The organism is Vreelandella nanhaiensis (genome assembly GCF_003990185.1).
Taxonomy (GTDB): domain Bacteria; phylum Pseudomonadota; class Gammaproteobacteria; order Pseudomonadales; family Halomonadaceae; genus Vreelandella; species Vreelandella nanhaiensis.
Map to the genome: position 1 here is coordinate 60,881 of NZ_RZHF01000016.1, position 21,733 is coordinate 82,613.

At 51.8% G+C, this 21,733-nt stretch carries 22 protein-coding genes; 8 read left to right on the top strand and 14 right to left on the bottom strand.

Features of this window, described 5'->3' with window-relative positions; all coding sequences use genetic code 11:
- Nucleotides 1-6: 6 nt before the first annotated feature.
- Nucleotides 7-1,383 (bottom strand): class II fumarate hydratase, encoded by a 1,377-nt coding sequence (locus ELY38_RS12540; RefSeq protein WP_127062622.1) that lies wholly within the window; start codon nt 1,381-1,383, stop codon nt 7-9.
- Between the two features lie 331 nt (nt 1,384-1,714).
- Between ELY38_RS12540 and ELY38_RS12545 the strand changes: the two genes are divergently transcribed.
- The gene (locus tag ELY38_RS12545; RefSeq protein WP_127062623.1) at nt 1,715-2,089 is read left to right on the top strand and encodes a phasin family protein; all 375 of its coding nucleotides are present in this window, start codon (nt 1,715-1,717) and stop codon (nt 2,087-2,089) included.
- A 65-nt stretch (nt 2,090-2,154) separates the two neighbouring features.
- Here ELY38_RS12545 and hda read toward each other — a convergent pair whose 3' ends face one another.
- Nucleotides 2,155-2,859 carry a DnaA regulatory inactivator Hda gene (hda, locus tag ELY38_RS12550; protein ID WP_127062624.1) on the bottom strand — a complete coding sequence of 235 codons (705 nt, stop codon included), beginning with the start codon at nt 2,857-2,859 and terminating at the stop codon, nt 2,155-2,157.
- A complete protein-coding gene (locus ELY38_RS12555) occupies nt 2,856-3,968 on the bottom strand; it encodes an AI-2E family transporter (protein ID WP_127062625.1) in 1,113 nt (370 codons plus the stop codon). The genes hda and ELY38_RS12555 overlap by 4 nt, the downstream gene beginning before the upstream one ends.
- Nucleotides 3,969-4,165: 197 nt before the next feature.
- On the opposite strand from ELY38_RS12555, the gene purM reads away from it, so the two are divergent.
- Both purM and purN read left to right on the top strand, forming a co-directional pair.
- Nucleotides 4,166-5,233 carry a phosphoribosylformylglycinamidine cyclo-ligase gene (gene purM / locus ELY38_RS12560; protein WP_127062626.1) on the top strand — a complete coding sequence of 356 codons (1,068 nt, stop codon included), beginning with the start codon at nt 4,166-4,168 and terminating at the stop codon, nt 5,231-5,233.
- Nucleotides 5,230-5,967: a phosphoribosylglycinamide formyltransferase gene (purN, locus tag ELY38_RS12565; RefSeq protein WP_127062627.1), complete on the top strand. Its 738-nt coding sequence runs from the start codon at nt 5,230-5,232 to the stop codon at nt 5,965-5,967. Before purM ends, purN begins: the two co-directional genes overlap by 4 nt.
- Nucleotides 5,968-6,062: 95 nt before the next feature.
- On the opposite strand, the gene dcd is transcribed toward purN, so the two are convergent.
- The 4 genes from dcd to cobA form a co-directional block, all read right to left on the bottom strand.
- Nucleotides 6,063-6,629 (bottom strand): dCTP deaminase, encoded by a 567-nt coding sequence (gene dcd / locus ELY38_RS12570; protein ID WP_127062628.1) that lies wholly within the window; start codon nt 6,627-6,629, stop codon nt 6,063-6,065.
- A 9-nt stretch (nt 6,630-6,638) separates the two neighbouring features.
- Complete coding sequence (gene apbC / locus ELY38_RS12575) at nt 6,639-7,439, bottom strand: iron-sulfur cluster carrier protein ApbC (RefSeq protein WP_127062629.1); 801 nt, start codon at nt 7,437-7,439, stop codon at nt 6,639-6,641.
- A 146-nt stretch (nt 7,440-7,585) separates the two neighbouring features.
- The gene (locus ELY38_RS12580; protein ID WP_127062630.1) at nt 7,586-8,749 is read right to left on the bottom strand and encodes a coiled-coil domain-containing protein; all 1,164 of its coding nucleotides are present in this window, start codon (nt 8,747-8,749) and stop codon (nt 7,586-7,588) included.
- A gap of 141 nt (nt 8,750-8,890) precedes the next feature.
- Complete coding sequence (cobA, locus tag ELY38_RS12585; RefSeq protein WP_127062860.1) at nt 8,891-9,685, bottom strand: uroporphyrinogen-III C-methyltransferase; 795 nt, start codon at nt 9,683-9,685, stop codon at nt 8,891-8,893.
- A gap of 293 nt (nt 9,686-9,978) precedes the next feature.
- On the opposite strand from cobA, the gene ELY38_RS12590 reads away from it, so the two are divergent.
- The 4 genes from ELY38_RS12590 (at nt 9,979) to ELY38_RS12605 (ending at nt 14,159) form a co-directional block, all read left to right on the top strand.
- Nucleotides 9,979-10,875 carry a GGDEF domain-containing protein gene (locus ELY38_RS12590; protein ID WP_127062631.1) on the top strand — a complete coding sequence of 299 codons (897 nt, stop codon included), beginning with the start codon at nt 9,979-9,981 and terminating at the stop codon, nt 10,873-10,875.
- Nucleotides 10,876-10,911: 36 nt separating this feature from the next.
- Nucleotides 10,912-11,250 carry a 4a-hydroxytetrahydrobiopterin dehydratase gene (locus tag ELY38_RS12595; protein WP_127062632.1) on the top strand — a complete coding sequence of 113 codons (339 nt, stop codon included), beginning with the start codon at nt 10,912-10,914 and terminating at the stop codon, nt 11,248-11,250.
- A complete protein-coding gene (locus tag ELY38_RS12600) occupies nt 11,251-12,441 on the top strand; it encodes an amino acid aminotransferase (protein WP_127062633.1) in 1,191 nt (396 codons plus the stop codon).
- A 233-nt stretch (nt 12,442-12,674) separates the two neighbouring features.
- Nucleotides 12,675-14,159: an NCS2 family permease gene (locus ELY38_RS12605; protein ID WP_127062634.1), complete on the top strand. Its 1,485-nt coding sequence runs from the start codon at nt 12,675-12,677 to the stop codon at nt 14,157-14,159.
- A gap of 15 nt (nt 14,160-14,174) precedes the next feature.
- Here the strand turns inward: ELY38_RS12605 and ELY38_RS12610 are convergent, their stop codons facing one another.
- From ELY38_RS12610 to ELY38_RS12620, 3 genes are all read right to left on the bottom strand, one after another.
- Nucleotides 14,175-15,452, bottom strand: a complete 1,278-nt coding sequence (locus ELY38_RS12610; RefSeq protein ID WP_422822337.1) for an MATE family efflux transporter — start codon at nt 15,450-15,452, stop codon at nt 14,175-14,177.
- A 145-nt stretch (nt 15,453-15,597) separates the two neighbouring features.
- Nucleotides 15,598-16,182 carry a YceI family protein gene (locus ELY38_RS12615; RefSeq protein WP_127062861.1) on the bottom strand — a complete coding sequence of 195 codons (585 nt, stop codon included), beginning with the start codon at nt 16,180-16,182 and terminating at the stop codon, nt 15,598-15,600.
- Nucleotides 16,183-16,299: 117 nt separating this feature from the next.
- Nucleotides 16,300-16,857 (bottom strand): cytochrome b, encoded by a 558-nt coding sequence (locus tag ELY38_RS12620; RefSeq protein ID WP_127062636.1) that lies wholly within the window; start codon nt 16,855-16,857, stop codon nt 16,300-16,302.
- Nucleotides 16,858-17,212: 355 nt separating this feature from the next.
- Here ELY38_RS12620 and ELY38_RS12625 point away from each other — a divergent pair, with 355 nt between their 5' ends.
- Nucleotides 17,213-17,491 (top strand): hypothetical protein, encoded by a 279-nt coding sequence (locus ELY38_RS12625; RefSeq protein ID WP_127062637.1) that lies wholly within the window; start codon nt 17,213-17,215, stop codon nt 17,489-17,491.
- Between the two features lie 101 nt (nt 17,492-17,592).
- On the opposite strand, the gene ELY38_RS12630 is transcribed toward ELY38_RS12625, so the two are convergent.
- The 4 genes from ELY38_RS12630 to ELY38_RS12645 all read right to left on the bottom strand — a co-directional run bounded on the left by ELY38_RS12630 (nt 17,593) and on the right by ELY38_RS12645 (nt 21,724).
- Nucleotides 17,593-18,792, bottom strand: coding sequence for an O-succinylhomoserine sulfhydrylase (locus tag ELY38_RS12630; RefSeq protein ID WP_127062638.1), 1,200 nt, complete (start codon nt 18,790-18,792; stop codon nt 17,593-17,595).
- A 41-nt stretch (nt 18,793-18,833) separates the two neighbouring features.
- Nucleotides 18,834-20,354, bottom strand: coding sequence for an amidophosphoribosyltransferase (gene purF, locus ELY38_RS12635; protein WP_127062639.1), 1,521 nt, complete (start codon nt 20,352-20,354; stop codon nt 18,834-18,836).
- Between the two features lie 113 nt (nt 20,355-20,467).
- The gene (locus ELY38_RS12640; RefSeq protein ID WP_127062640.1) at nt 20,468-21,040 is read right to left on the bottom strand and encodes a CvpA family protein; all 573 of its coding nucleotides are present in this window, start codon (nt 21,038-21,040) and stop codon (nt 20,468-20,470) included.
- Between the two features lie 3 nt (nt 21,041-21,043).
- Complete coding sequence (locus ELY38_RS12645) at nt 21,044-21,724, bottom strand: SPOR domain-containing protein (RefSeq protein WP_127062641.1); 681 nt, start codon at nt 21,722-21,724, stop codon at nt 21,044-21,046.
- Between the last annotated feature and the right edge of the window lie 9 nt (nt 21,725-21,733).

Sequence of the window (21,733 nt, forward strand, 5' to 3'; positions counted from 1 at the left end):
CTGCTGTTACTTGGGTACTCCGCCTTGGGTTAGCACCATGGGGTCAAGCAGGCGCTCTAACGTTTCACGGTCGAGATCGGTCTCCTCTTCAGCCACATCGATAATGGGGCGTCCGGCCTGGTACGCTTTCTTGGCAACCGCTGCCGCTGCGTTATAGCCAATGACACTGTTGAGCGCGGTCACCAGTATTGGGTTCCGAGCGAGTGGGCTTTGCAAGTTGTCTTCGCGAACTTTGAACGTGGTAATAGCCCGATCGGCCAGCAGGCGCGACGTATTACTCATCAGCGTGATAGAAGTAAGCAGGTTGGTTGCTACCAGGGGCAGCATAACATTGAGCTGGAAATTGCCGCTCTGCCCGGCCACGGTAATAGCGGTATCCAAGCCAATAACCTGAGCCGCCGCTTGAGCTGCTGATTCAGGAATCACCGGGTTGACTTTCCCCGGCATAATCGAGCTGCCCGGCTGAAGGGCTTCAAGCTCGATTTCCCCCAGGCCCGCCAGAGGCCCTGAATTCATCCAGCGCAGGTCATTGGCAATTTTCATGATGGCGCAGGCCAACCCTTTTAACTGCCCAGAGAGTTCAACGGCCGCATCCTGCGAGGAAAGGCTGGCAAAAAAGCTGTCGTTAGGGACAAACGGCAACCCTGTCTGCTCGCTTAACTCTTTAGCAACCTGCTCGGCAAACCCTTCAGGCGCATTGATGCCCGTACCCACGGCTGTACCGCCCTGCGCCAGACGGCACAACCTGCTCATGGCGCTATCCAACCGTTCAATCGCCTGGCCGACCTGGCTTGACCACGCGCCTAACTCCTGATCCATGCGCAGTGGCATGGCATCCATCAGGTGTGTTCGCCCGGTCTTGACCACATGCTTAAGCTCCCCCGCCCGCTGATCAATACACGCTCTTAAATGCTCTAAGGCGGGGCGTAGCGACTCATTGACCGCAATTGCAGCTGACACATGGATCGCCGTGGGAATGACGTCGTTACTAGATTGCCCCATATTCACATGATCGTTCGGCGTTACATCGACACCTTCACGACTCGCAAGCGTAGCTAACACTTCATTGACGTTCATATTACTTGAAGTGCCGGATCCCGTTTGAAACACGTCGATGGGAAAGTGGTCATCATACTCGCCGTCAATCACCGCTTGAGCGGCTTTTTGAATAGCGTGGGCTCTTGCATCATCAAGCAACCCCAGCTGCTGATTGACACGGGCGGCGGCTAATTTAATACGCGCCACGGCATGAATAAAAGCGGCTGGCATAGGCGTATAAGAGACAGGAAAGTTATTGATAGCCCGCTGCGTTTGCGCGCCGTAAAGCGCATTGGCAGGTACGCTCAACTCACCCATGCTGTCGCGTTCAACTCGAGTATCCATCTATCAACCTCCTTTAAATAGTAATCAACCTTATTTACAGATGATCACATCGGCAAGTCCATTCGCAGTCATGTCAGCTATTCAAGCTAGTCGCTCTTATGGATCGGGTAAATACATACGCATACCTGCTATAGGAAATACCTTTATATCTCTTGTAAATATCTTCCTACCAGCGGATATTGCAGTGCACAAAAACGGCTGCTATGCTGCCATGCAGATATATTGGCTAGTCAGAATTAGCGGTAAGCCGACGTGATTAGCTTAAAGGCGGCAAAACGTGGCTATTAGATGCCTTACTATCGAGCACCTCGTTGCGATTCAGGAGTTTTACATGAATACTTTCAATACCAATGAAATGAACCAGCAGTTCGATAACGTTTTCATGGCCCCTGCACGTGCTTATGCAGCGCTGACGATTGATTACGCAGAAAGGATGCTGAACGCACAAATGGAAGCGAGCCAAGCTTATACAGATGCCGGTATTCAGCAACTGCGTCAGCTGTCCTCTATAAAAGATCCTCAGGAACTGCGTCACTACATGGAAGGCCAACAGCAGGTTGTGAGGCAGATGGCCGAGCGTGTAAAGGACGACGCCGATAAAGTCGTGTCCCTTCAACGGGACTACTTTCAGAAAAGCCAGAAGCTAACGCAGGAAAGTGTTAAACAGGCCCAAACGGCTACCAGCAAAATGCGCCAGCCTGCCTAACTCACTAAATATATAAAAAGCGTATGATTACAGGCACGCTCACTGGTTTATCCAGCGGGCGTGCCTTACCAATTTAATGCAGATTTGACGAAGGGAATCGTTAGCTTACGCTTGGCCGAAAGCGATGCTTGGTCAAGCGTTTCAATGGCACGGCAAAGCTCTCCTAACTCCCTTGGACCACGGTGTAAGATATAACGCCCTACATCATCTGGCAGCTGCATTCCCCTAACATTCGCGCGCAACCTAAGTGCGGCCAGCCGCTCCTCATCGTTCAAGGGGTGCAAATGAAAGGTGACTCCCCAGGTTAACCGCGAGGCAAGGTCCGGCAGTGCAACGTCCAGCTGGCGAGGCGCGGCACTTGAGGCAATCACCAGTTGCTTTCCTGCATCACGTAGCCGATTAAACGCATGAAACAATGCCTCCTCCCACCGCTTTCGTCCCACCACATACTCAAGATCATCGATAGCCACCAGGTCCAGCCGCTCAATATCTTCAAGCATCAAGGGCGGAAAATGGCCAAGATCAGCCAAGGGTAGATACAGCGCACGCTTGTCAGCATCGGAAGCCGCATGGCAGGCCGCTTGAAGAAGATGGCTTCGCCCACTTCCAGGCGCCCCCCACAAATAGACAAAGGGCTCCGAATTACTTTGGAATTGCTGGGCCAAATGTTCGACCAGTGATGCATTTGCCGCTGAAGCGTAATAGTTATTAAAGGTTGCATCATCCCGCAACCCCACTCCTAACGGCAGCTGTGCCGGCATTCGGCTCATGATGACTCCCTTTCGTCGTGACGACCTAGCCCATCATGGTGATTTGAAGGCGATAATGAGCGTTGTTCAGATTTATACAGTGTGCTCTGCTTATAACGGTCGTTCAGCTCCCGGAGAAGCACCATGAAAACGGCAGCCGCAGGTAATGCTAATAGTACGCCGGTAAACCCAAATATATTGCCACCCGCTAACACTGCAAAAATAACTGCCACAGGGTGTAAACCAATTTTATCGCCCAGGAGTTTAGGCTGTAGTATGACACTTTCTGCTGCCTGACCGATACTAAATACCACGATCACACCCAGCACTGCCCACCACGTACCGAATTGAAATAACGCAACAATTAGCGCAACCGTAATACCCACAATAAAGCCCAGAAAAGGCACAAAGCTGACGATTCCGGACACAAACCCAATTAGTAAACCAAAATTGAGCCCCATCAGTGTTAACCCAGTGGCATAAATAATCCCAAGGCTTAACATGACCAGCAACTGCCCTCTTAAGAACGAGGCCAGCACTTCATCACAACGCCTGGCCAGACGAAACGTATCATCCGCCCATTGGCGCGGCACCAGGCTTGCAACATTACGCAGCATCCGGTTCCAATCGAGTAGTAAATAGAAGGTGACGACCGGAATCAGTGCGATATAGGTTATCCAAGTCATTAATGCCATACCTGAGCGACCAATATGCCCCAAGGCCTGGGCAAGATAGCCTCCCGCATCTCGCCAGTTTTCGACCAGTACTTCGCGTACATTCGTGACTTCGGCACGCAGATCGTAGCCTGTCCACTCCTGAATTTGAGGAGCAAGGACATTTTCAACCCACATGAAAATGTCAGGTACTGCCTCCCCCAATTGCTTGATCTGTTGTACAACCAGCGGTATGAAAATAAGCAGGCAGGCGGTTAATACAATCAATAACACCAAAAACACAAGGCTTACCGCTAATGGGCGCTTTAACCCCAGGCGTTGGAAATAATTGGTCAAAGGGTCAGCCAGGTAGGCGAGTATCATACTGGCAACAAAAGGCATTAATACTGAGTTCAGCAAATACACCAACCCTATGGCTACCACTACCAGCACGATTCCTAACCATGTGTTTCGCATTGCATGACTCTCCTTCCTGGACTCATCAATAGCACTTGAAGTACTGATAATAACAAAAGTTACCCTAACAAAGACCTTACCTGCATACCGGCGGTGCGGCTCACGTCGCTGAGTGTTACAATCCACTGCAGTTATTGCCCAGCACTGGCCAACGCGCCAGCACTACCCGTACTGCTATAGGCTTCACAGGAACTGTCATGACCGAGACTTCCACTTCTCCGGCTACCCCTTCACTCAGCTATAAGGACGCCGGTGTCGATATTGATGCCGGAAACGCCCTAGTTGACCGCATCAAACACGTTGCCAAGCGCACCACTCGCCCTGAAGTAATGGGCGGTCTAGGCGGCTTTGGCGCCCTATGTGAGCTACCCGCAGGCTACAAACAGCCGGTTCTCGTATCGGGTACCGACGGGGTAGGCACCAAACTGCGCTTGGCTATGGATCTTGGCAAACATGACACCATTGGCATCGACTTGGTAGCCATGTGCGTCAATGATCTGATTGTTGCTGGCGCCGAACCACTGCTGTTTCTTGACTACTATGCTACGGGTAAACTAGATGTGGATATTGCCGCAGACGTTGTTACCGGCATTGGCGCAGGTTGCGAGTTGGCAGGCTGCGCGCTGGTAGGTGGCGAAACCGCCGAAATGCCGGGTATGTACGAAGGCAGTGACTATGACCTGGCTGGATTTTGTGTTGGCGTCGTGGAAAAGTCTGAAATCCTAGACGGCAGCAAAGTAGGCGAAGGCGACGTTCTGCTTGGGTTGGCCTCATCAGGCCCTCACTCCAACGGCTACTCGCTAATCCGTAAAATTCTTGAGGTCAGCAACACCCCTTTGGATGCCCAGGTGGATAACGCCCCGCTAGGCGATGCGTTAATGGCACCAACGCGTATCTACGTAAAATCCCTGCTTTCCCTGATGCGCAGCACCTCGCTTTCCGTTCATGCCCTCTCTCATATTACAGGCGGCGGTCTGTTGGAGAACATTCCCCGCGTCCTTCCTGACAACCTGGCGGCCCATATCGATATCAACACTTGGCAGCGCCCAGCTGTGTTTGATTGGCTTCAGGCGCAGGGTAATGTTAACGAGACCGAAATGCACCGTGTACTCAACTGCGGCATCGGCATGGTAGTCGTAGTGCCTGCTGAAGAAGCTGAGCAAACCATGGAGCATCTGCAGGCTCAGGGTGAAACGGTCTACCGTATCGGCCATATTATCAAGCGTCAGAATGAAGCGGTAGTGCTGGAGAACTTGTCAGCATGAGTGGTACCCAATACAGCGATACGATAACCGATATGGCGCCAGAGCCTGTTGGTGCGCGCCGTGTGGTGGTGCTGATTTCAGGCAGTGGCAGTAACCTTCAGGCATTGATTGACGCGCAGTCTCATGATCGTTTAGGCGGCGAGATTGTGGCTGTTATCTCCAACGAGCCCGATGCTTACGGCTTGAAACGTGCCCACGAAGCGGGCATTGAAGCTGTTGTCTTGCCCCATCGCGAATATGATAGCCGCGATGCGTATGACGGCGCTCTGATCAAGGTTATTGAGCGTCACGAGCCTGATCTGATTGTGCTGGCAGGCTTTATGCGCATTCTGACGCCGCGCTTTGTGCAACGTTTTCTGGGCCGGATGCTTAATATTCATCCTTCCCTCCTTCCCTCCTATCAAGGGCTTAATACCCATGCGCGAGCTCTGGCGGACAAGGTAGCCAGCCACGGCTGCAGCGTGCACTTTGTGACCGAAGAGCTAGATGGTGGCCCGGTAGTGCTTCAGGCAGAGCTCGCGGTCAGCATCGACGATACCCAAGACACGCTCAAGGATAAGGTTCACGCCCGCGAGCACTTGATCTACCCTATCGCCGTACAGTGGTTTCTCGAAGGACGGCTTCAATATAGCGCCGAAGGCGCCAAAATGGATGGCCACCTCCTGCCCGCCCATGGCATGCGGCTTTCACACGAAGATGCCGCTGAAGAGCTGGATGAAAACGTTGACGATTAACGCTCAAGCCTAGGTTAAACGTTAAAAACCAACTAAAAGCCTTACGGGAAACCGTAAGGCTTTTTTGGGCTATCTAGCTAGGCGCGGTTGAGCATTCACGTACGCGGTAAGGTAACACCACGCTGCCCCATGTATTTCCCGCACCGATCTTTATACGAGGTTTCGCACACCTCGTCGGATTCTAAAAACAGCATTTGCGCAACGCCCTCATGGGCATAAATTTTGGCGGGCAAATTGGTTGTGTTTGAGAACTCAAGCGTTACATGCCCTTCCCACTCTGGCTCAAGCGGCGTGACATTAACGATAATACCGCAGCGCGCATAGGTGGATTTGCCAAGACAGATTGTCAGCACATTACGCGGAATGCGAAAGTACTCAACGGTTCTTGCAAGCGCAAACGAGTTGGGGGGAATAATGCACACATCGCCTTTTACATCGACAAAGCTCTTATCATCAAACGCTTTGGGATCGACAATGGCTGAGTGAATATTAGTGAAAACCTTGAACTCATCAGCGCAACGAACATCGTAGCCGTAGCTTGAAGTACCGTAAGAAATAACCCGCTGGTCATTTACATAGCGAACCTGCTCAGCTTCAAACGGTTCGATCATGGCGTCGCTTTGCGCCATGCGACGGATCCACTTATCTGATTTAATGCTCATGTATTGCGTCTACTCGCTAAAAGAAATTGTGGGGCCATCGCTTTCGCTGGCACTCACTGACTGGGCAACCTGTCGAGCAATCTCTGCAAACGTCTGACTTACCGAGCTGTCAGGTTCTGACACTACGCTTGGCTTACCCGAGTCCGCCAGCTCGCGAATTGATAGGGTCAACGGCAGTCGGCCCAACACCGTTGTCTGGTACTCTTCGGCAATAAGATCGCCACCGCCTGTACCGAAAATGGCAGCTTCATGGCCACAATTTTCACAATGATAAAGGCTCATGTTCTCGACGACCCCCAGCACCGGCACATTTACTTTACGGAACATCTCGATGCCTTTGCGGGCATCCAGCAGGGCAATATCCTGGGGTGTGGTGACAATGACCGCTCCTGAAACCGGCACCTTTTGTGCCAGGGTAAGCTGTATATCCCCGGTACCGGGCGGCATATCAATCAACAGAAAATCCAGGTTATCCCACTGTGTCTGGGTGAGCATCTGCTGAAACGCCCCTACTACCATCGGGCCGCGCCATACCATTGCTTCGCGCGTATTCACCATAAATGCCATGGACATGGCTTGTAAGCCATGTGCTTCTAACGGCAAAAACTTGTTACCTTCAGCCGTCTGAGGACGCACTCCCTCCTTAACCCCCAGCATTTGAGCCTGACTTGGCCCATAGATATCGGCATCCAGCACTCCCACACGATAACCCTGGGCAGAAAGCGCCAGAGCCAGGTTAACGGTTACCGTCGACTTGCCCACACCACCTTTGCCTGATGCCACTGCGACAATATATTTAACGCCATCCATTTAGTCGCACTCCTCTTGTAGGGGTAGATTATTCGCTTTAAGCAAATGATACTCGCTGAGCGAGTATTCATAAACCAACAAACCTAAAGCGGATGCTGGTAAGCCAGCATCCGCTTGTACGATTATTTGAAAGACCAAGAGAGAAGTTACTGATTGCTGCTTTGCTGCTGGTTGCCGTCGGTATCATTAGCCGCTTCTTGGTTCTGGCTATTCTGCTCAGAACCGGCATTGTCAGAAGAGTCAGCCTCAGGCGCAGCCTTCTCTTGCTGACCGGCAAGCGTAGGCACTTCATCACTGGCAACATCATCGACGCTGCCCAGACGCTGGTCGAGCGAGGAGAGTTCTTCACGCCACTCGCGAAGCTGAGATTCCAGCCGGGAGAGCTGCTCTTCACGCTCTTTAATATCGCTTTCGACGTTGGCTACTTCGTTACGACCAATATCCAGCGCCACCATCAGGTCATCCATCTCACTACGAACCTGGCTCAGGCTTTCTTCTTCCTGTTCACGCAGTTCTATCAGCGAATCGACCTCGCTTTGCAACTCATCGCGCTCATTGGCAATGGATTCACGTGTACTTTCAAATTCATCCAGCTCTGTTTGCACTGATGATACTTGCTCCTGAAGATTAGACAGCTCTTCATTGGCCTGAGCAATCTGTTCTTCAACCTCAGACAACTTATCTTCGGCACTGTTTAGCGCTTCAATAGCCTGCTGACGCTGCTCTTCAGCTTGCTGGCGGGCAGTTTCAGCCTCCTGGCGGGCTTCATCCGCACTTTCACGGGCATCTTCAATCTGCTGAAGCGCTGATTCAGCCTCATCACGGGTGGTGACGATCTCATCACGCTCATCACGCAGCGACTGCATATCGCTTTCAGCGCTTTCAAGTTGCTGAGTTAACGAATCAACTTCTTCTTGTAGCACTTCGCGCTGCGACGTTAGCTCATCTAGGCGCGCTTGCGTGGTCGTCACATCATTTTGCGCACTTTCTAGTGCCGAATTTGCCTCGTTACGCTGCTCTTCAAGGGATGCCATTTCCGCCTGCATCGCCGATAAATCAGTTTCGGCCTGGTCGATCTCCTGGATGCGCCGACTATATCGACGATTATCCTGCTCAACACTTGCAAGCCGCTCTTCAAGCGTTTCAATACGATCCTTATGCGTGCTGGCGTTGGATTGCGCCATAATGGCCCAGATAACCGCGATAGCGGCGATGCCTGCTATTGCCCTGACGCGGTTATCCTTAAACAGGGTTTTTGTATCCAATCGATTTGCTGGAACTTGAGGCTCCGGGCGGTCTGCTTCTGACATTCTGCGTCCCTCTCTATCTTAGGCTACCCAAATCAGCAGCGGTAATTGTGCGTACATTTTGTAACATTCATTATTATCATACACATCAAATGGCATCTCGCCAGTCCATTAGCGAATTCAACGTATTAACGCTGGCTCTACTCAACAAGGTAGATCATTTTGCGTGTTTAATGCAGTCGGCTGAGTACCTTCGAACCATGCGAGTCTTGAATGCAGCGACACTACGCGACCTACAATCAATAACGCTGGTGATTTGATTTGACCCGTGCTCAACGCGTCAGGAAGCGAGCTCAGCGTTCCCACATGTGTTTGCTGGGCCCGGGTTGTGCCTTGCTCGATCACTGCCAGAGGCGTATCAGACGCCAGACCATAGGCCATCAGCTCGCGGCTTATAACTTCAGCACTGCTTAACCCCATATAAAAAACCAATGTCTGCCCGGAACGAGCCAACCCCTCCCAATCAAGCGCGTGCTCACCATCGGCTAAATGGCCAGTGACAAAATGAACGGCTTGGGCATAGTCTCGATGGGTAAGCGGAATGCCGGCATAAGCTGCGCAGCCGGATGCCGCTGTGATACCCGGTATCACTTCAACCGCCACATTATTGGCAATGAGCGTCTCCAACTCTTCCCCGCCACGGCCGAATATGAAAGGATCGCCGCCTTTAAGCCTGACAACCTGCTTGCCTTCTTTTGCCCACCCTACTAATGCTTGGCTAATCTCTGGCTGCGGGACACTATGTAAAGAGCGGACCTTGCCAACATAAAACCGCTGCGCATGGTCTGATATCAAAGCCAACACATCCTCACTAACCAGCCTGTCATAAAGAACAATATCAGCCTGCTGTAACCGTTTATAAGCCTTGATCGTTAATAACTCAGCGTCGCCAGGTCCGGCTCCTACTAAACTGACTAAACCGCTCGCCTCCCCTATCATTTTAATACTCACTTTCTTTCATCCCTGTATTTCAAGATTAAATTCCATAAACTATGTTAATAAAACATAATAACTTATAGCCAGCACACACTAAAATTATGCAAATAAAAAGCATCATTTCTATAAAATCGTAATTCAAAATGATAAAACCGCCCCTTATATTAATATAGAATTAACTAATATAAATTTACTATTAATAATATGTTAATTTGTCAGCAATAGCTTACAACTCTGTTACGCGAACAAGGCTAGTCTTTACAACCATTTTTTGACATTCGTTTGGAGCTTCGCGTATGTCCGTGAAAGACATGCCTATACCATTAAGCGCTGACGGTCTTGTCCCACTAATACCTGGGGTCATTTTCCAGTTTTATCGCTCATCCAGTGGGCATATGAAATTTCCTTATCTGGAAGGTGGAGGTAATGCACTTGGACATATTGATCGCGTCCAGCTAGCCCATGACGCAGGTGGGCTACTTGAGCCATTGACCGGCAGTGAATATCCCAGGGTTATGTCAGCTATTGAACGTTCAGCGCGCTGGATGCTACCGCTCACTACACGCTTTCGACTACCAACCCCCAATGCCAAGTCACAATGGATCGCGGTCTCTGCCAATCCTGCACCAGCTTCTGACGGCGTACTCTGGACCGGTATGATGATGGATATCACTGATCAGGTTATTGAGGAGCAGCGACTGCGCCGGCTCTGCGATACCGACGCCCTTACCGGATTACCTAATCGCCGCAAGCTGATGAAGCACCTCTCTCATTTGGCATCATTGAGCGCCCGCCACGGTACCCCTTTATCTATTATGATGATCGATATTGATCACTTTAAATTAATTAATGACCGCTGGGGGCATTTACAGGGTGATGAAGTATTAAGGCAGCTGGCCACTAAAATGAAAGCGCTTCTTCGCTGCGAGGATATGGTAGCCCGGCTGGGCGGTGAAGAGTTTATGGTAGCGCTGCCATTAACATCACTTCAACAATGTCATAAGCTTGCTGATCAATTACGCAAGGCCGTTTCTCAACATGATTTTAGCGTAGGTACGGGTGAAGTTACGCTTAGCATTGGCGTAACAGAGTACCGATGCGGCGAACCCCTGAAGAATTTAATTGAACGTACCGACCAAGCTCTTTATAGCGCTAAAGACGTTGGCCGGGACTGTGTTTGCCTTCTATCTTAACAGGCACCGATAACTGCCTCATTAAGGAAGGTTGTCATGTCACTACTAGCTGATAGCACTTGTAAACCGTGCCATAAAAATGCGCCGTCTGTTAATGAGAGCGAACGCCAAGCGTATCTTGCACAATTACCAGAGTGGCGGATTGTCGAGCACGATGGCATCATGAAGCTATCACGAAGTTTTTCGTTTCGTGACTTTGCCAACGCACTGGCATTTACGCAACGCGTTGGCGAGATAGCCGAGCAGGCTGGACACCACCCCGCTATTACCACTGAGTGGGGTAAAACGACCGTGATGTGGTGGACCCATCAAATTAACGGCCTGCACCTTAATGATTTCATTCTTGCCGCCAGAACCGACGAGGTAGCTGAGTAAATGTTTGAGCATATAGAGCGAGTCCCTGGAGATGCCATTCTCGGACTGATAGAAGCTTTCAAAAAAGATACCAATCCACAAAAGGTTGACCTGGGCGTAGGTGTTTACCGCGATTCCAAGGGAAATACGCCGGTAATGCGCGCCGTCAAGGAAGCCGAAGCTCGCCTGCTCAAGAACGAAAGCACCAAAACCTATATTGGTTCTCATGGCGCTCCGGCTTACAGCGATGTCGTACTGCCTATGGTGCTGGGGAACGACTCACCAGTACTGACTGCCAAACGTGCAAGCGCCACTCAATCACCTGGCGGTACAGGCGCCTTGCGTCTGGCAGCAGATTTTATTGCCACTCAACTGCCCGGCAAGGGTATTTGGGTTAGCGATCCTACCTGGCCTAATCACCACGGCATCTTCACCTCTGCGGGTATTGAACTGCATAAATACCCCTACGTTGATGCCGATAACCGCCTTGATTTCACCGGCATGCTGGCCGCGTTGAAAAAGATTCCCGAGGGTGATGTGGTTGTGCTGCATGCATGCTGCCACAACCCGACCGGCTTTGACCTTTCCCAAGCGCAATGGCAGGAAGTGCTGGACGTTCTGAGCGAGCGCAACCTGCTACCCCTGGTCGATTTCGCCTACCAAGGCTTTGGTGAAGGGCTGGATGAAGACGCTTACGGTGTGCGTCTTCTGGCAGAAAAGCTTGATGAAGTGATCATCACAAGCTCCTGTTCCAAAAATTTTGGCATTTACTGCGAACGGACAGGCTGTCTCATCATGGTTGCCAAAGATACCGAGCAAATGGAAAACGTACGCTCCCAGGTTGCCATTGTTGCGCGCGAAAACTACTCCAACCCGCCGGCTCACGGTGGAGCCATTGTCAGCGAAATCTTAAGCGATGCCGAGCTTACGGCTATGTGGCGTGAAGAACTGACCGAAATGCGCGACCGCATCAATACGCTTCGTCGTGACTTTGTTGAAGCGTTGAAGCCTTATGGCCTGGATCAGAAATATGCCTGCGTTGCCGAACAGCGCGGCATGTTCTCCTATACCGGCTTGACGCCTGAACAGGTTGATCGTCTGCGTGATGAATTTGGCATCTACATGGTGCGCTCCGGCCGCGCAAATGTGGCTGGCTTCTCTCATGAGAACTTGCCTTACCTGGCCAAGGCGATTGCTGCTGTAAACGATTAATCGCTCTCGTCAGCACCGTTTAACGCCCAGGCTTTGCCTGGGCGTTTTGCTTGGTAGGAATGCCCCTTGGGAACGGTTTTATTGTTGTGTACAATTGCGCGCTTGCCGCCAGAGCCTGGGGCGCCCGTGCGGCGTTCCCTGCAACACAGCACCTGACCAAGTAGTCAAACCTCTATTTGTCGACTGGCTTTAAGGTACTGCGCTGTATAAATCTCTTACGAACGAGGCCTTTTATGGCGGCAGCCAGCACACATTACCCCTGGTATAAGAAAGAAGACACTGACGCGTTCTTCGCTCTGTTCCAGAATAATATCGCCAACTTTATAGTTATTGCGATCACCATGCTGGGCATGGGATTCCCCACCTCCATTGTCTATGGCCAGGTGCTACCGGGAGCGGCTATCGCAGTCATGGTAGGCAACTTCTACTACGCCTGGAGTGCAGCTAGGCTGGCACGCAAGGAAAACCGCACCGATGTCACCGCCCTCTCGTACGGTATTTCAACGCCGGTCATGTTTGTATTCCTGTTTGGCGTGCTGCTTCCTGCCAAACAGCTAACCGGCGATGTCGAGCTTGCCTGGAAAGTCGCAGTAGCGGCCTGCTTTATCAGCGGCGCCATCGAAGCGGCCATCAGTATCATTGGCCGCTGGGTTCAATATCATCTACCACGTGCAGCCATGCTGGGTGCTGTTGCAGGCGTCGCGCTTACATTCATAGCAGGCGAAATGCTGTTTAAAACGCTGGAAGTGCCCGTTATCGGACTTTTAGTACTGGCGATTATTATCGTCGGGCTTGTCGCGCGGGTAAGCATGCCCTTCAAACTGCCTACGTCACTGTTTGCAATTGTTATTGGCACCGCAATGGCCTACCTGATTGGCGATGCAGGTAGCGAGCGCTTCAGTGATGCGTTTACCCACCTGGGTTTCTACCCGCTGCTACCCAACCTTGCCTGGTTTGAAGGCCTTGGCCTGTTATTTACCGGCATGCTGGCAGTGCTGACCGTGGTTCTTCCCATCACGCTTTACAACGCTATTGAAACCATGAACAACGTTGAAGCAATGGAAGCGGCCGGAGACAAATATGACGTACGCGAGTGCCAAGCTGCCGATGGCGTTGGCACGATGATAGGCGCGCTATTTGGCGGTGTGTTTCCTACCACCGTCTACATTGCCACCGTAGGCGCCAAATGGATGGGTGCAGGGCGCGGCTATAGTCTTCTCAATGGAGCAGTTTATGCAATTGCCACCATGACCGGCTTAATTGCCGTTCTGGCTGCCATCATTCCGGTTTCGGTTGTAGCGCCCATCCTGGTTTTTGTCGGCATGTCGATGATTGCCACCGCATTTCAAGCCAACGACACGCGCTACTACCCGGCAGTGGCGCTTGCCATGCTGCCTTACTTCGCCAACTACATCATGACCCGGTTTAACCGCGGCGCAGGCGAGGTTGTCAGCGATATTTCCAGCGCCATTGTGGTGATGGGGCAAGGCGCCATGTTTATGGCAATTCTACTGGGTGCAATGACCGTATCTGTTATTGATCATCAGTTTCGACGGGCGGCGGCATTTGCAGCCATTGCGGCAGGATTTTCGTTTATCGGCTTGATGCACGCACCAAAACTTGCCTTTAACGCCGCGCCTGAATTTGTAATGGGCTATCTGGCAATGGCGCTGCTATTTGTGTATTTCTCTTTTCAGGAAGCGTCGCCCAAGCGCTAATCCATTCTAGACACTCTATCCTGCCTGCCGTTGCGGGCGGGATAGTATGCGTCGAAGAACAGCCCAAGCCATCAAGCCCGCCAGAACATTACCCAGTGCCGCACCAGCGGCCAGCCCCCACCAGTCAAAAAGCTGTGAGCCTACCCATAAACAAGGTAGATAACAGATGAACAGCCGTGCACTGGAAAGAAGCATGGCGCGCAGCGGCCAACCCAGCGCATTACCTGCCGACACAACCAGCATACAGACGCCAAGCGCGGCATAACTTGGCAGTAAAAAGCGAATCAGCAGAGCAAGCTCACTTTGTACATTAGGCGTACCCGCTAGCGCCATGGCAAGCCACGGCGCGCATAGCGCCAGCAGTAAGCCAAGCGATAGCTGCCATACAATGGAAACTTTAAGCGCCAAACGCATAAGCTGCTGGATTTGCCCCCAATCGCCTGCGCCATAACAGCGGCCTAACCAGGGAGGAAGCGACATGGTCATGGCGAGGATTACCATTAAAGACAAGGTCTCTAAACGGCTAGCTAGCCCCCATGCCGCCACTTGCGTGTCACCCAACCCGGCTACCACTGAAATGGTTATCATGCCAGCCAAGGGCGGCATCAACTGGCTGACCATGGCCGGTGCGGCAATTCCCAGATAGGGTCGCCAGGAGCGCTTTGCCTCCTCCCAGACCCCGACCTGCGTTACCCACTGTTTGCACATAAGCTTTTGAGTGGTAATCGCCAGGCCCAGCGTAAAGGCAATGCACGTTGCCCACGCGGCTCCCGGCAAACCCCAACCATCCCACGAGCCAAAACCAAAGATGAGAAGCGGATCCAACACCAGGTTGGCAACGCTACTCAGCACCATCATTTTTCCCGGAAGCCGGGTATTGCCATAGGCACGGAACACGCTATAGATAAAATAAAGCAGCGCACCCAGCCATGCTGAAAAGAGTTGCGGCCCCCAGTAGATGCGGATGTACGAAAGCGCTATGGTGTCCGCGCCCAACTGGCGGAAAATGGGCTCATAAAAAAACCATAATCCGATACAGATAATGCCAATGATGGCACCACCAGCAATGAGCACCAGACTACTCAATCTTTTCGCACGGGCATGCTCATTCGCCCCCAAGGCACGCGATATGAGTGCTGCAATCGCAATTCCCATACCCACCTGGATGCCGATGATTAGAAACGAAAGCGGAAAGGTAAACGACTGCGCGGCCAAGGGAGCCGTACCTAAACGAGCAACGAAAGCACTATCTACAAGTTGAAAACCTAATAGCGCCAACACACCAATTGCCATCGGCCATGTCTGGCGCCATAAGGTTATTGCCAACTCGCGCTGCTGTAAGGTATGAGACAAGCTCAGGCTCCTGTTATCAAATCACGATGTTATAAACAAAAAAACCACCACCCAACAAAGGTGGTGGCGTTTTAACTATAAAAGCTTACTGACGAATGCCTTCGAACGTCACATAGAGCTCAAGTTCATGCATCGGCTCGGGAAAATCGCTCATGTCGATGCCAAAATCGCTCAGCGTCAACGTTGTTTTGCCCTCAAAACCAGCGCGGTAGTTGCCCCACGGGTCGTCGCCTTCGCCAATCAGGGTAACCGGCATTTCGATTTCCTGGGTTTCACCGTGCAGCGTCAGATCACCGGTAAGAATACCTTCGTTATCGCCGGTTGTTTCAAAACCGGTTGATGTGAACGTAGCGGTCGGATACTCACTGGCGTTCAAGAAGTCGCCGCTTAGAATATGACGATCGCGCTCGGCGTGGTTGGTATCCAAGCTATCTACCTGAACTTCAAACTCTACAGAAGAGGCATCCAGGTCATCAGCATCATAGGTGAACTGGCCGTCAAACTCTTTGAAGCTGCCCAACAGATAGGACAGGCCCAGGTGGCTGATCTTGAACTGAACGAAAGCGTGCTGGCCTTCGGTATCCACTTGATAGTCGGCTGCCTGCGCCTGACTCAGGGGTACCAGTAACGCAGCAGCAATGGCAGATGCACATGCAGTCTTTTTCAACATCATCAATATCTCCTTACTTTCCATAGTAGGCGCTACGAGTATAAGGTGGTCGCAGCGTTCGAAACTCGTTTTCTCAAACTCTGCCGGTGCAAGATTTCCAACCCAGCAGTTTCACACTTATATTTTTCTGGGGCGATGCACGGGATTGATCATTCGAATCAACGTATCGCGCTTATTGATCCAATGATGCTTGAAGGCGGCCAGTGCATGGCCAGCGGCCAGGATTACGAGCGCCAGCGCGCTGTACCAGTGAATATCGCCAGCAATGCTGGCCTGGTTCGGAAGCCCGTAGACCAAAGCGGGTACATCAAACCAGCCAAATACACTAATACTACGCCCGCTTGCCGTCGAAATCAGATAGCCACTGCACATGACAATCAGCAAAATCACGTAGAGCGCAATATGACCAAGGTGTGCGGCAAGTTTCTCTAAGCGGCTACCCTCACCGGCAGGCGTAGGCTGCAATAAACGCCAAATGATCCTGGCAAAGGTGCCCAACAACAGCAAGATACCGATTGAGCGGTGAACCCAAGGGCCAAAATTATACCAACTGTCATAATAGCCAAGCCCTGTCATCCACCAGCCGAGTATAAACAGGCCAATAATTGCCAGAGCACTTAGCCAGTGAAAAAGAATACTCACCGCTCCCCAGCGCGTGCGTGTGTTACGCCACATCTTTTTTTATTCCTTATCCATTTTTACAAGGTCACTGGCCAGTATGTGCCATTAATATGAAGCAAATCGCGAATTTACCAGTAAAGCATACTGACATGTGATGAATATGACTGCTGAAAAAAGCAGAATACTTCATTCGTAAAAACCACTGAATAACCGGCTAACAAATTCTATATATGCTTACTTTTGTATCTCCAAGAAGATCGCCCTACACCATTCAATAAAGTAGTAAGGAAAAGACAATTTTAATCAATTTTCTTATTTATTTTGCGCGCTTAATATTAGCGCACGTCCTGAGACGACACGTCGTAATGACTTAAAACTGAATTCGTATTTTTATTAGAGAGCGCCACTCATGAAAAAATTTACTCTTATCGCCGCCATCGCCATGACATTGACCTCTACTGCTGTTCTGGCTGAACAGGGATCAGGTGAACTCAATAAAATTGTTCACTCAAGCTCTTCAGCAAGCCATAGCGTCGACAACCTTTACATGACGCCGGCTGATCTGCCCCTAGTAAATGGCGACGCTGCAAAAAACCGAGTTATCGCCCCGAGCTCCAAAGCTCATCATCCAATCAATAGCGATGACAAGGTTGCCCCAGCAGACCTGCCGCACCGCAACGCTTCTTGAAGTAGATAATTGCTGCTGATTGAAAGGCAGTTGAAGCTTACGTTTTACAAGCATCAAAAAAACCCACCGCAAGGTGGGTTTTTTATTGATGGTACCATCTTTTAGCTAGAGGCCAGTGCATCCAGGCCACGAGCCAGGTCGCGCTGAATATCCTGCTGGCTTTCAAGACCAACGGCTACGCGAATTAACCCCGGCGAAATACCGGCTGCTTCTTTTTGGGCATCCGATAAACGGCCATGTGTTGTAGTAGCGGGATGGGTGATGGTGGTTTTGACATCGCCCAAGTTGCCCGTAATGGAGAGCAAACGGGTAGCATCAATAACCTGCCAGGCACCCTCTTGCCCGTTAATTACTTCAAACCCCAAAACAGCGCCAAAACCTTTCTGCTGGTGCTTAGCAAGCGCATGCTGTGGATGCGTTTCCAGGCCACTGTAATGCACTTTACTTACCGCTGGGTGTTGGTCCAGCCAGCGAGCCAGCGTCAATGCATTTTCACAATGGGCTTTCATACGCAGTGAAAGCGTTTCCAACCCCTTGGTAAATATCCAGGCATTAAACGGGCTCAGGCAAGGCCCGCAGGTGCGCACTACGCCAAAAATTTCTTCCAGCACCTCGTGCTTGCCTACCACAGCGCCGCCGATGGCCCTTCCTTGCCCGTCCAAGTACTTGGTAGCAGAGTGAATGACCAGATCGGCACCTAGCGCTATGGGCTGCTGAAGCGCCGGGGTCAAGAAACAGTTATCAATTGCAAGCCACGCATCATGGCGCTTTGCCAGTGCGGCCAATGCCGGAATATCCGCAATTTCAGAAAGTGGATTGGAGGGCGTTTCAGCAAATAATAAACGTGTTTTAGACGTAATAGCAGCTTCCCACGCTTCAAGATTGGAAAGTTCAACGTAGCGCGTGGTAATCCCAAACTTGCCCAGGTACTTATCGAACAGGCTAACGGTAGAGCCAAACAGCGAACGCGATGCCAAAATCTCATCGCCTGCAGATAGTAGCGCAAGTGCTGTAGACAAAATGGCCGCCATACCCGAGCTTGTCGCGACACAACGTTCACCGCCCTCAAGCGCCGCCAAGCGGCGCTCGAAAGTATGCACGGTCGGGTTGGTAAAGCGCGAGTACACGTTACCGGGTTCCTTTCCACCGAACTTACGCGCCGCCTCAGCAGCGCTCTCATAGACGAAGCTGGAAGTCGGGAAAATCGGCTCCGAATGCTCCTGTTCAAAGGTGCGGTGGTGGCCTGCACGGATTGCCAGCGTCTCTAACGACCACTCATCTTGTTGGCTATCATTGTGCATGGGCGTACCCCTTATTTTCAGTAAGCGTCTGTGACCAGAAATTAGTCGTCGAGATCATCATCCTGATTGTGCATATCCACTAGCGCATGATCACCAGCACTCTGATCCTTGGCAGAATCGTTGCGGCTTGCTTCCAACACCGCCAGATAGGCCTCGTCGATATCGCCCGTCACATAGTTGCCATCAAAGACTGAGCAGTCAAAGGCTTCCATTTCCGGGTTGACTTCGCGGCAGGCGTCTTTCAGATCTTCAAGGTCCTGGTAGAAGATGCGGTCTGCACCGATAAGCTCGCCCACTTCATCTTCTGTACGACCGTGAGCGATCAGCTCGGTGGCAGCCGGCATATCAATGCCGTATACGTTTGGATAGCGTACCGGCGGCGCGGCTGAAGCAAAATAGACCTTGCGGGCGCCAGCATCGCGGGCCATCTGGATAATCTGCTTACAGGTAGTACCACGTACGATGGAGTCATCCACGAGCAGGACGTTCTTGCCCTTGAACTCAACATCAATCGCGTTGAGCTTTTGACGTACTGATTTTTTACGCTGGGTCTGGCCCGGCATGATGAAGGTTCGGCCAATGTAGCGGTTCTTCATAAAGCCTTCGCGGTAAGTGACTCCAAGGTGCTGAGCCATTTCCAGCGCAGAGGTGCGTGACGTATCAGGAATCGGAATCACGACATCGATATCGTGATCCGGCCATTCGTTGAGAATGCGATCCCCTAGCTTGCGTCCCATCTGCATGCGCGTACCGTAAACGTAAGCGCCGTCCAGAATGGAGTCTGGGCGCGCCAGATAAACGTGCTCAAAAATGCATGAGCGCAGCAGCGGACGATCAGCGCATACCTGAGTATGGAACTGGCCCTGCATATCGACAAAAATCGCCTCCCCCGGTGCCAGATCACGCTCAAGCTCAAAACCGCCAACATCTAGCGCCACCGATTCAGAGGCAATCATCACTTCCTGGCCGCTATCGGTCTGGCGAGTACCAAATACGACTGGGCGGATCCCATGAGGATCCCGGAAAGCCACCATACCGAAACCGTTAATGATCGCGACCGCCGCGTAGCCGCCCTTGCAGCGCCGATGCACTCTACGTACGGCATCAAAGATATCTTCCGCTTCCAGGTGCAGGCCCTGCTTGCCCAGCTCATGGGCAAACACGTTAAGCAGCACTTCAGAATCGGAGCTGGTATTGATGTGACGCAGATCGGTCGAGAACAACTCCTGCTTTAACTGCTCGGAGTTGGTCAGGTTACCGTTATGCGCCAACGCAATACCGTAAGGAGAGTTGACATAAAACGGCTGAGATTCCGCTTCGCTTGAAGAACCAGCCGTTGGATAACGTACGTGGCCAATGCCCAGGCTACCCTTGAGGCGAGCCATATGGCGGGTGTGAAAAACATCACGCACCAGCCCGTTACTCTTGCGCAGTAGGAAGCGTCCCTCGTTCCAGGTCATCATGCCGGCAGCGTCCTGGCCCCGATGCTGAAGTACGGTCAGGGCATCGTAGATCCCCTGATTTACCGCTTGCTTGGCCAGAAGGCCGACTATACCGCACATTCAAGTTACCTCGCTTTAGTGCCATGGCTTGCCGAAACAAGCCCGTACATTCTTGAAACTTTTCAGACTGCTTTTAATGTCGGCTCTTAAGTTTCGACAGGTAGCAGCAGATACTACTGACTATCCATTGACGGAGGCGTAATCCCATCTCGCGTGCGAAGGTCAGGCAATGATATATCGCGCAGTGAGGCAGGCGCCTCGGGCAGCTCACGCTCCCACTGATCCAGCTGGCTGACCGCCCAGTCGCGTAATTCGATAAAGGTCGGACGTAGCGACGCCTGCTGCCACGCCTGAAGCTCGGCCAGAGGTGTCAGCGTAATCAATACCGTCACCACCAAGAGAATCACCGCACCACGTGCGATCCCAAACGCCGCCCCGGCAAAGCGATTCAAAAGCCCCATTCCCACCCATTCTACCGCAGCGTGTACCAAACGAATAACAATTCCACAAAGTAAAATGACGGCAAAGATTACCAGCGCAAACGCCAGCACTAGACGGGCATCGAAACTGTCGATGAACCCGCTCATCAGTTCAGCGACCGGCTCGGCAAGCACGCGGGCGACCATCAGCGCGACTACCCATGCACCGAGCCCTAATGCTTCTCTAACAAAACCGCGTACGAAACCTGACAACATCGAAAGCGCAAGTACGGCCAGAAAAACAGCATCAATCCACGTTAACGCCATTGTTTAATCTCTTACCCGTACTAAAAGGCCCTGCACATTGGCCCGCTGCTTAATTAATGCCATCGCAGCTTCGCCATCTTCAGAGGAGGCATAAGGACCTACCAACACCGTCGTTAAATTGTTATCACGCTGGCGCTGGAAAACGCTGAACCCTTCATCTGAAAGCTGGCTCCCAAGCCGCCTTGCATTATCAGCATCACCAAAGCTGCCTACCTGAACAGCCCACTCACCCTGCTGGGTGGATGTTGGGCCAGAAGCACTTGAGGAGGATGAACCGTTTTGGTTACCACTGCCTGTTGAACTGTTGGCTGCCACCAGATCAGCAATCGGATCATTTTTTGGCGCCGGTTCGCTGGACGATGAACTCGGCTCCTGAGTTGCTGTCGCCGTTTCGCTGGGCGCATCAATTTGATCAGTTTGCGGCAGTGCAGGAGAGGCGTTGATCGGCGCATTCAGCTCGTCACTGCTCGTCACATTGCTGGATGATGGTGGGCTAACCGTAGACGGCATTTGGGGTGCTGCCACGTCACGGCGCGCCGTTTCAACAGGCTGCTCGATAATAAAAGTGGGCTGAGGCCGCTCTTCGCGAGGCGCGGGATCACTCATCAGCCAAGGTACAAAAATCGCCAACAGGGCAAGCAGGATCACGATACCACTGATGCGCTCTGTTTTACCGTATTTCATTATCTTCTC

What these genes read in the sequence shown, in the direction of transcription:
- ELY38_RS12580 (WP_127062630.1), bottom strand. Translation starts at nt 8,749, where the DNA reads ATGTCAGAAGCAGACCGCCCGGAGCCTCAAGTTCCAGCAAATCGATTG.
- dcd (WP_127062628.1), bottom strand. Translation starts at nt 6,629, where the DNA reads ATGAGCATTAAATCAGATAAGTGGATCCGTCGCATGGCGCAAAGCGAC.
- ELY38_RS12555 (WP_127062625.1), bottom strand. Translation starts at nt 3,968, where the DNA reads ATGCGAAACACATGGTTAGGAATCGTGCTGGTAGTGGTAGCCATAGGG.
- ELY38_RS12615 (WP_127062861.1), bottom strand. Translation starts at nt 16,182, where the DNA reads ATGTTGAAAAAGACTGCATGTGCATCTGCCATTGCTGCTGCGTTACTG.
- purM (WP_127062626.1), top strand. Translation starts at nt 4,166, where the DNA reads ATGACCGAGACTTCCACTTCTCCGGCTACCCCTTCACTCAGCTATAAG.
- ELY38_RS12600 (WP_127062633.1), top strand. Translation starts at nt 11,251, where the DNA reads ATGTTTGAGCATATAGAGCGAGTCCCTGGAGATGCCATTCTCGGACTG.
- ELY38_RS12630 (WP_127062638.1), bottom strand. Translation starts at nt 18,792, where the DNA reads ATGCACAATGATAGCCAACAAGATGAGTGGTCGTTAGAGACGCTGGCA.
- cobA (WP_127062860.1), bottom strand. Translation starts at nt 9,685, where the DNA reads ATGATAGGGGAGGCGAGCGGTTTAGTCAGTTTAGTAGGAGCCGGACCT.
- ELY38_RS12540 (WP_127062622.1), bottom strand. Translation starts at nt 1,383, where the DNA reads ATGGATACTCGAGTTGAACGCGACAGCATGGGTGAGTTGAGCGTACCT.
- ELY38_RS12620 (WP_127062636.1), bottom strand. Translation starts at nt 16,857, where the DNA reads ATGTGGCGTAACACACGCACGCGCTGGGGAGCGGTGAGTATTCTTTTT.
- hda (WP_127062624.1), bottom strand. Translation starts at nt 2,859, where the DNA reads ATGAGCCGAATGCCGGCACAGCTGCCGTTAGGAGTGGGGTTGCGGGAT.
- ELY38_RS12545 (WP_127062623.1), top strand. Translation starts at nt 1,715, where the DNA reads ATGAATACTTTCAATACCAATGAAATGAACCAGCAGTTCGATAACGTT.
- ELY38_RS12590 (WP_127062631.1), top strand. Translation starts at nt 9,979, where the DNA reads ATGTCCGTGAAAGACATGCCTATACCATTAAGCGCTGACGGTCTTGTC.
- purF (WP_127062639.1), bottom strand. Translation starts at nt 20,354, where the DNA reads ATGTGCGGTATAGTCGGCCTTCTGGCCAAGCAAGCGGTAAATCAGGGG.
- apbC (WP_127062629.1), bottom strand. Translation starts at nt 7,439, where the DNA reads ATGGATGGCGTTAAATATATTGTCGCAGTGGCATCAGGCAAAGGTGGT.
- ELY38_RS12645 (WP_127062641.1), bottom strand. Translation starts at nt 21,724, where the DNA reads ATGAAATACGGTAAAACAGAGCGCATCAGTGGTATCGTGATCCTGCTT.
- purN (WP_127062627.1), top strand. Translation starts at nt 5,230, where the DNA reads ATGAGTGGTACCCAATACAGCGATACGATAACCGATATGGCGCCAGAG.
- ELY38_RS12610 (WP_422822337.1), bottom strand. Translation starts at nt 15,452, where the DNA reads ATGGCAATTGGTGTGTTGGCGCTATTAGGTTTTCAACTTGTAGATAGT.
- ELY38_RS12640 (WP_127062640.1), bottom strand. Translation starts at nt 21,040, where the DNA reads ATGGCGTTAACGTGGATTGATGCTGTTTTTCTGGCCGTACTTGCGCTT.
- ELY38_RS12605 (WP_127062634.1), top strand. Translation starts at nt 12,675, where the DNA reads ATGGCGGCAGCCAGCACACATTACCCCTGGTATAAGAAAGAAGACACT.
- ELY38_RS12625 (WP_127062637.1), top strand. Translation starts at nt 17,213, where the DNA reads ATGAAAAAATTTACTCTTATCGCCGCCATCGCCATGACATTGACCTCT.
- ELY38_RS12595 (WP_127062632.1), top strand. Translation starts at nt 10,912, where the DNA reads ATGTCACTACTAGCTGATAGCACTTGTAAACCGTGCCATAAAAATGCG.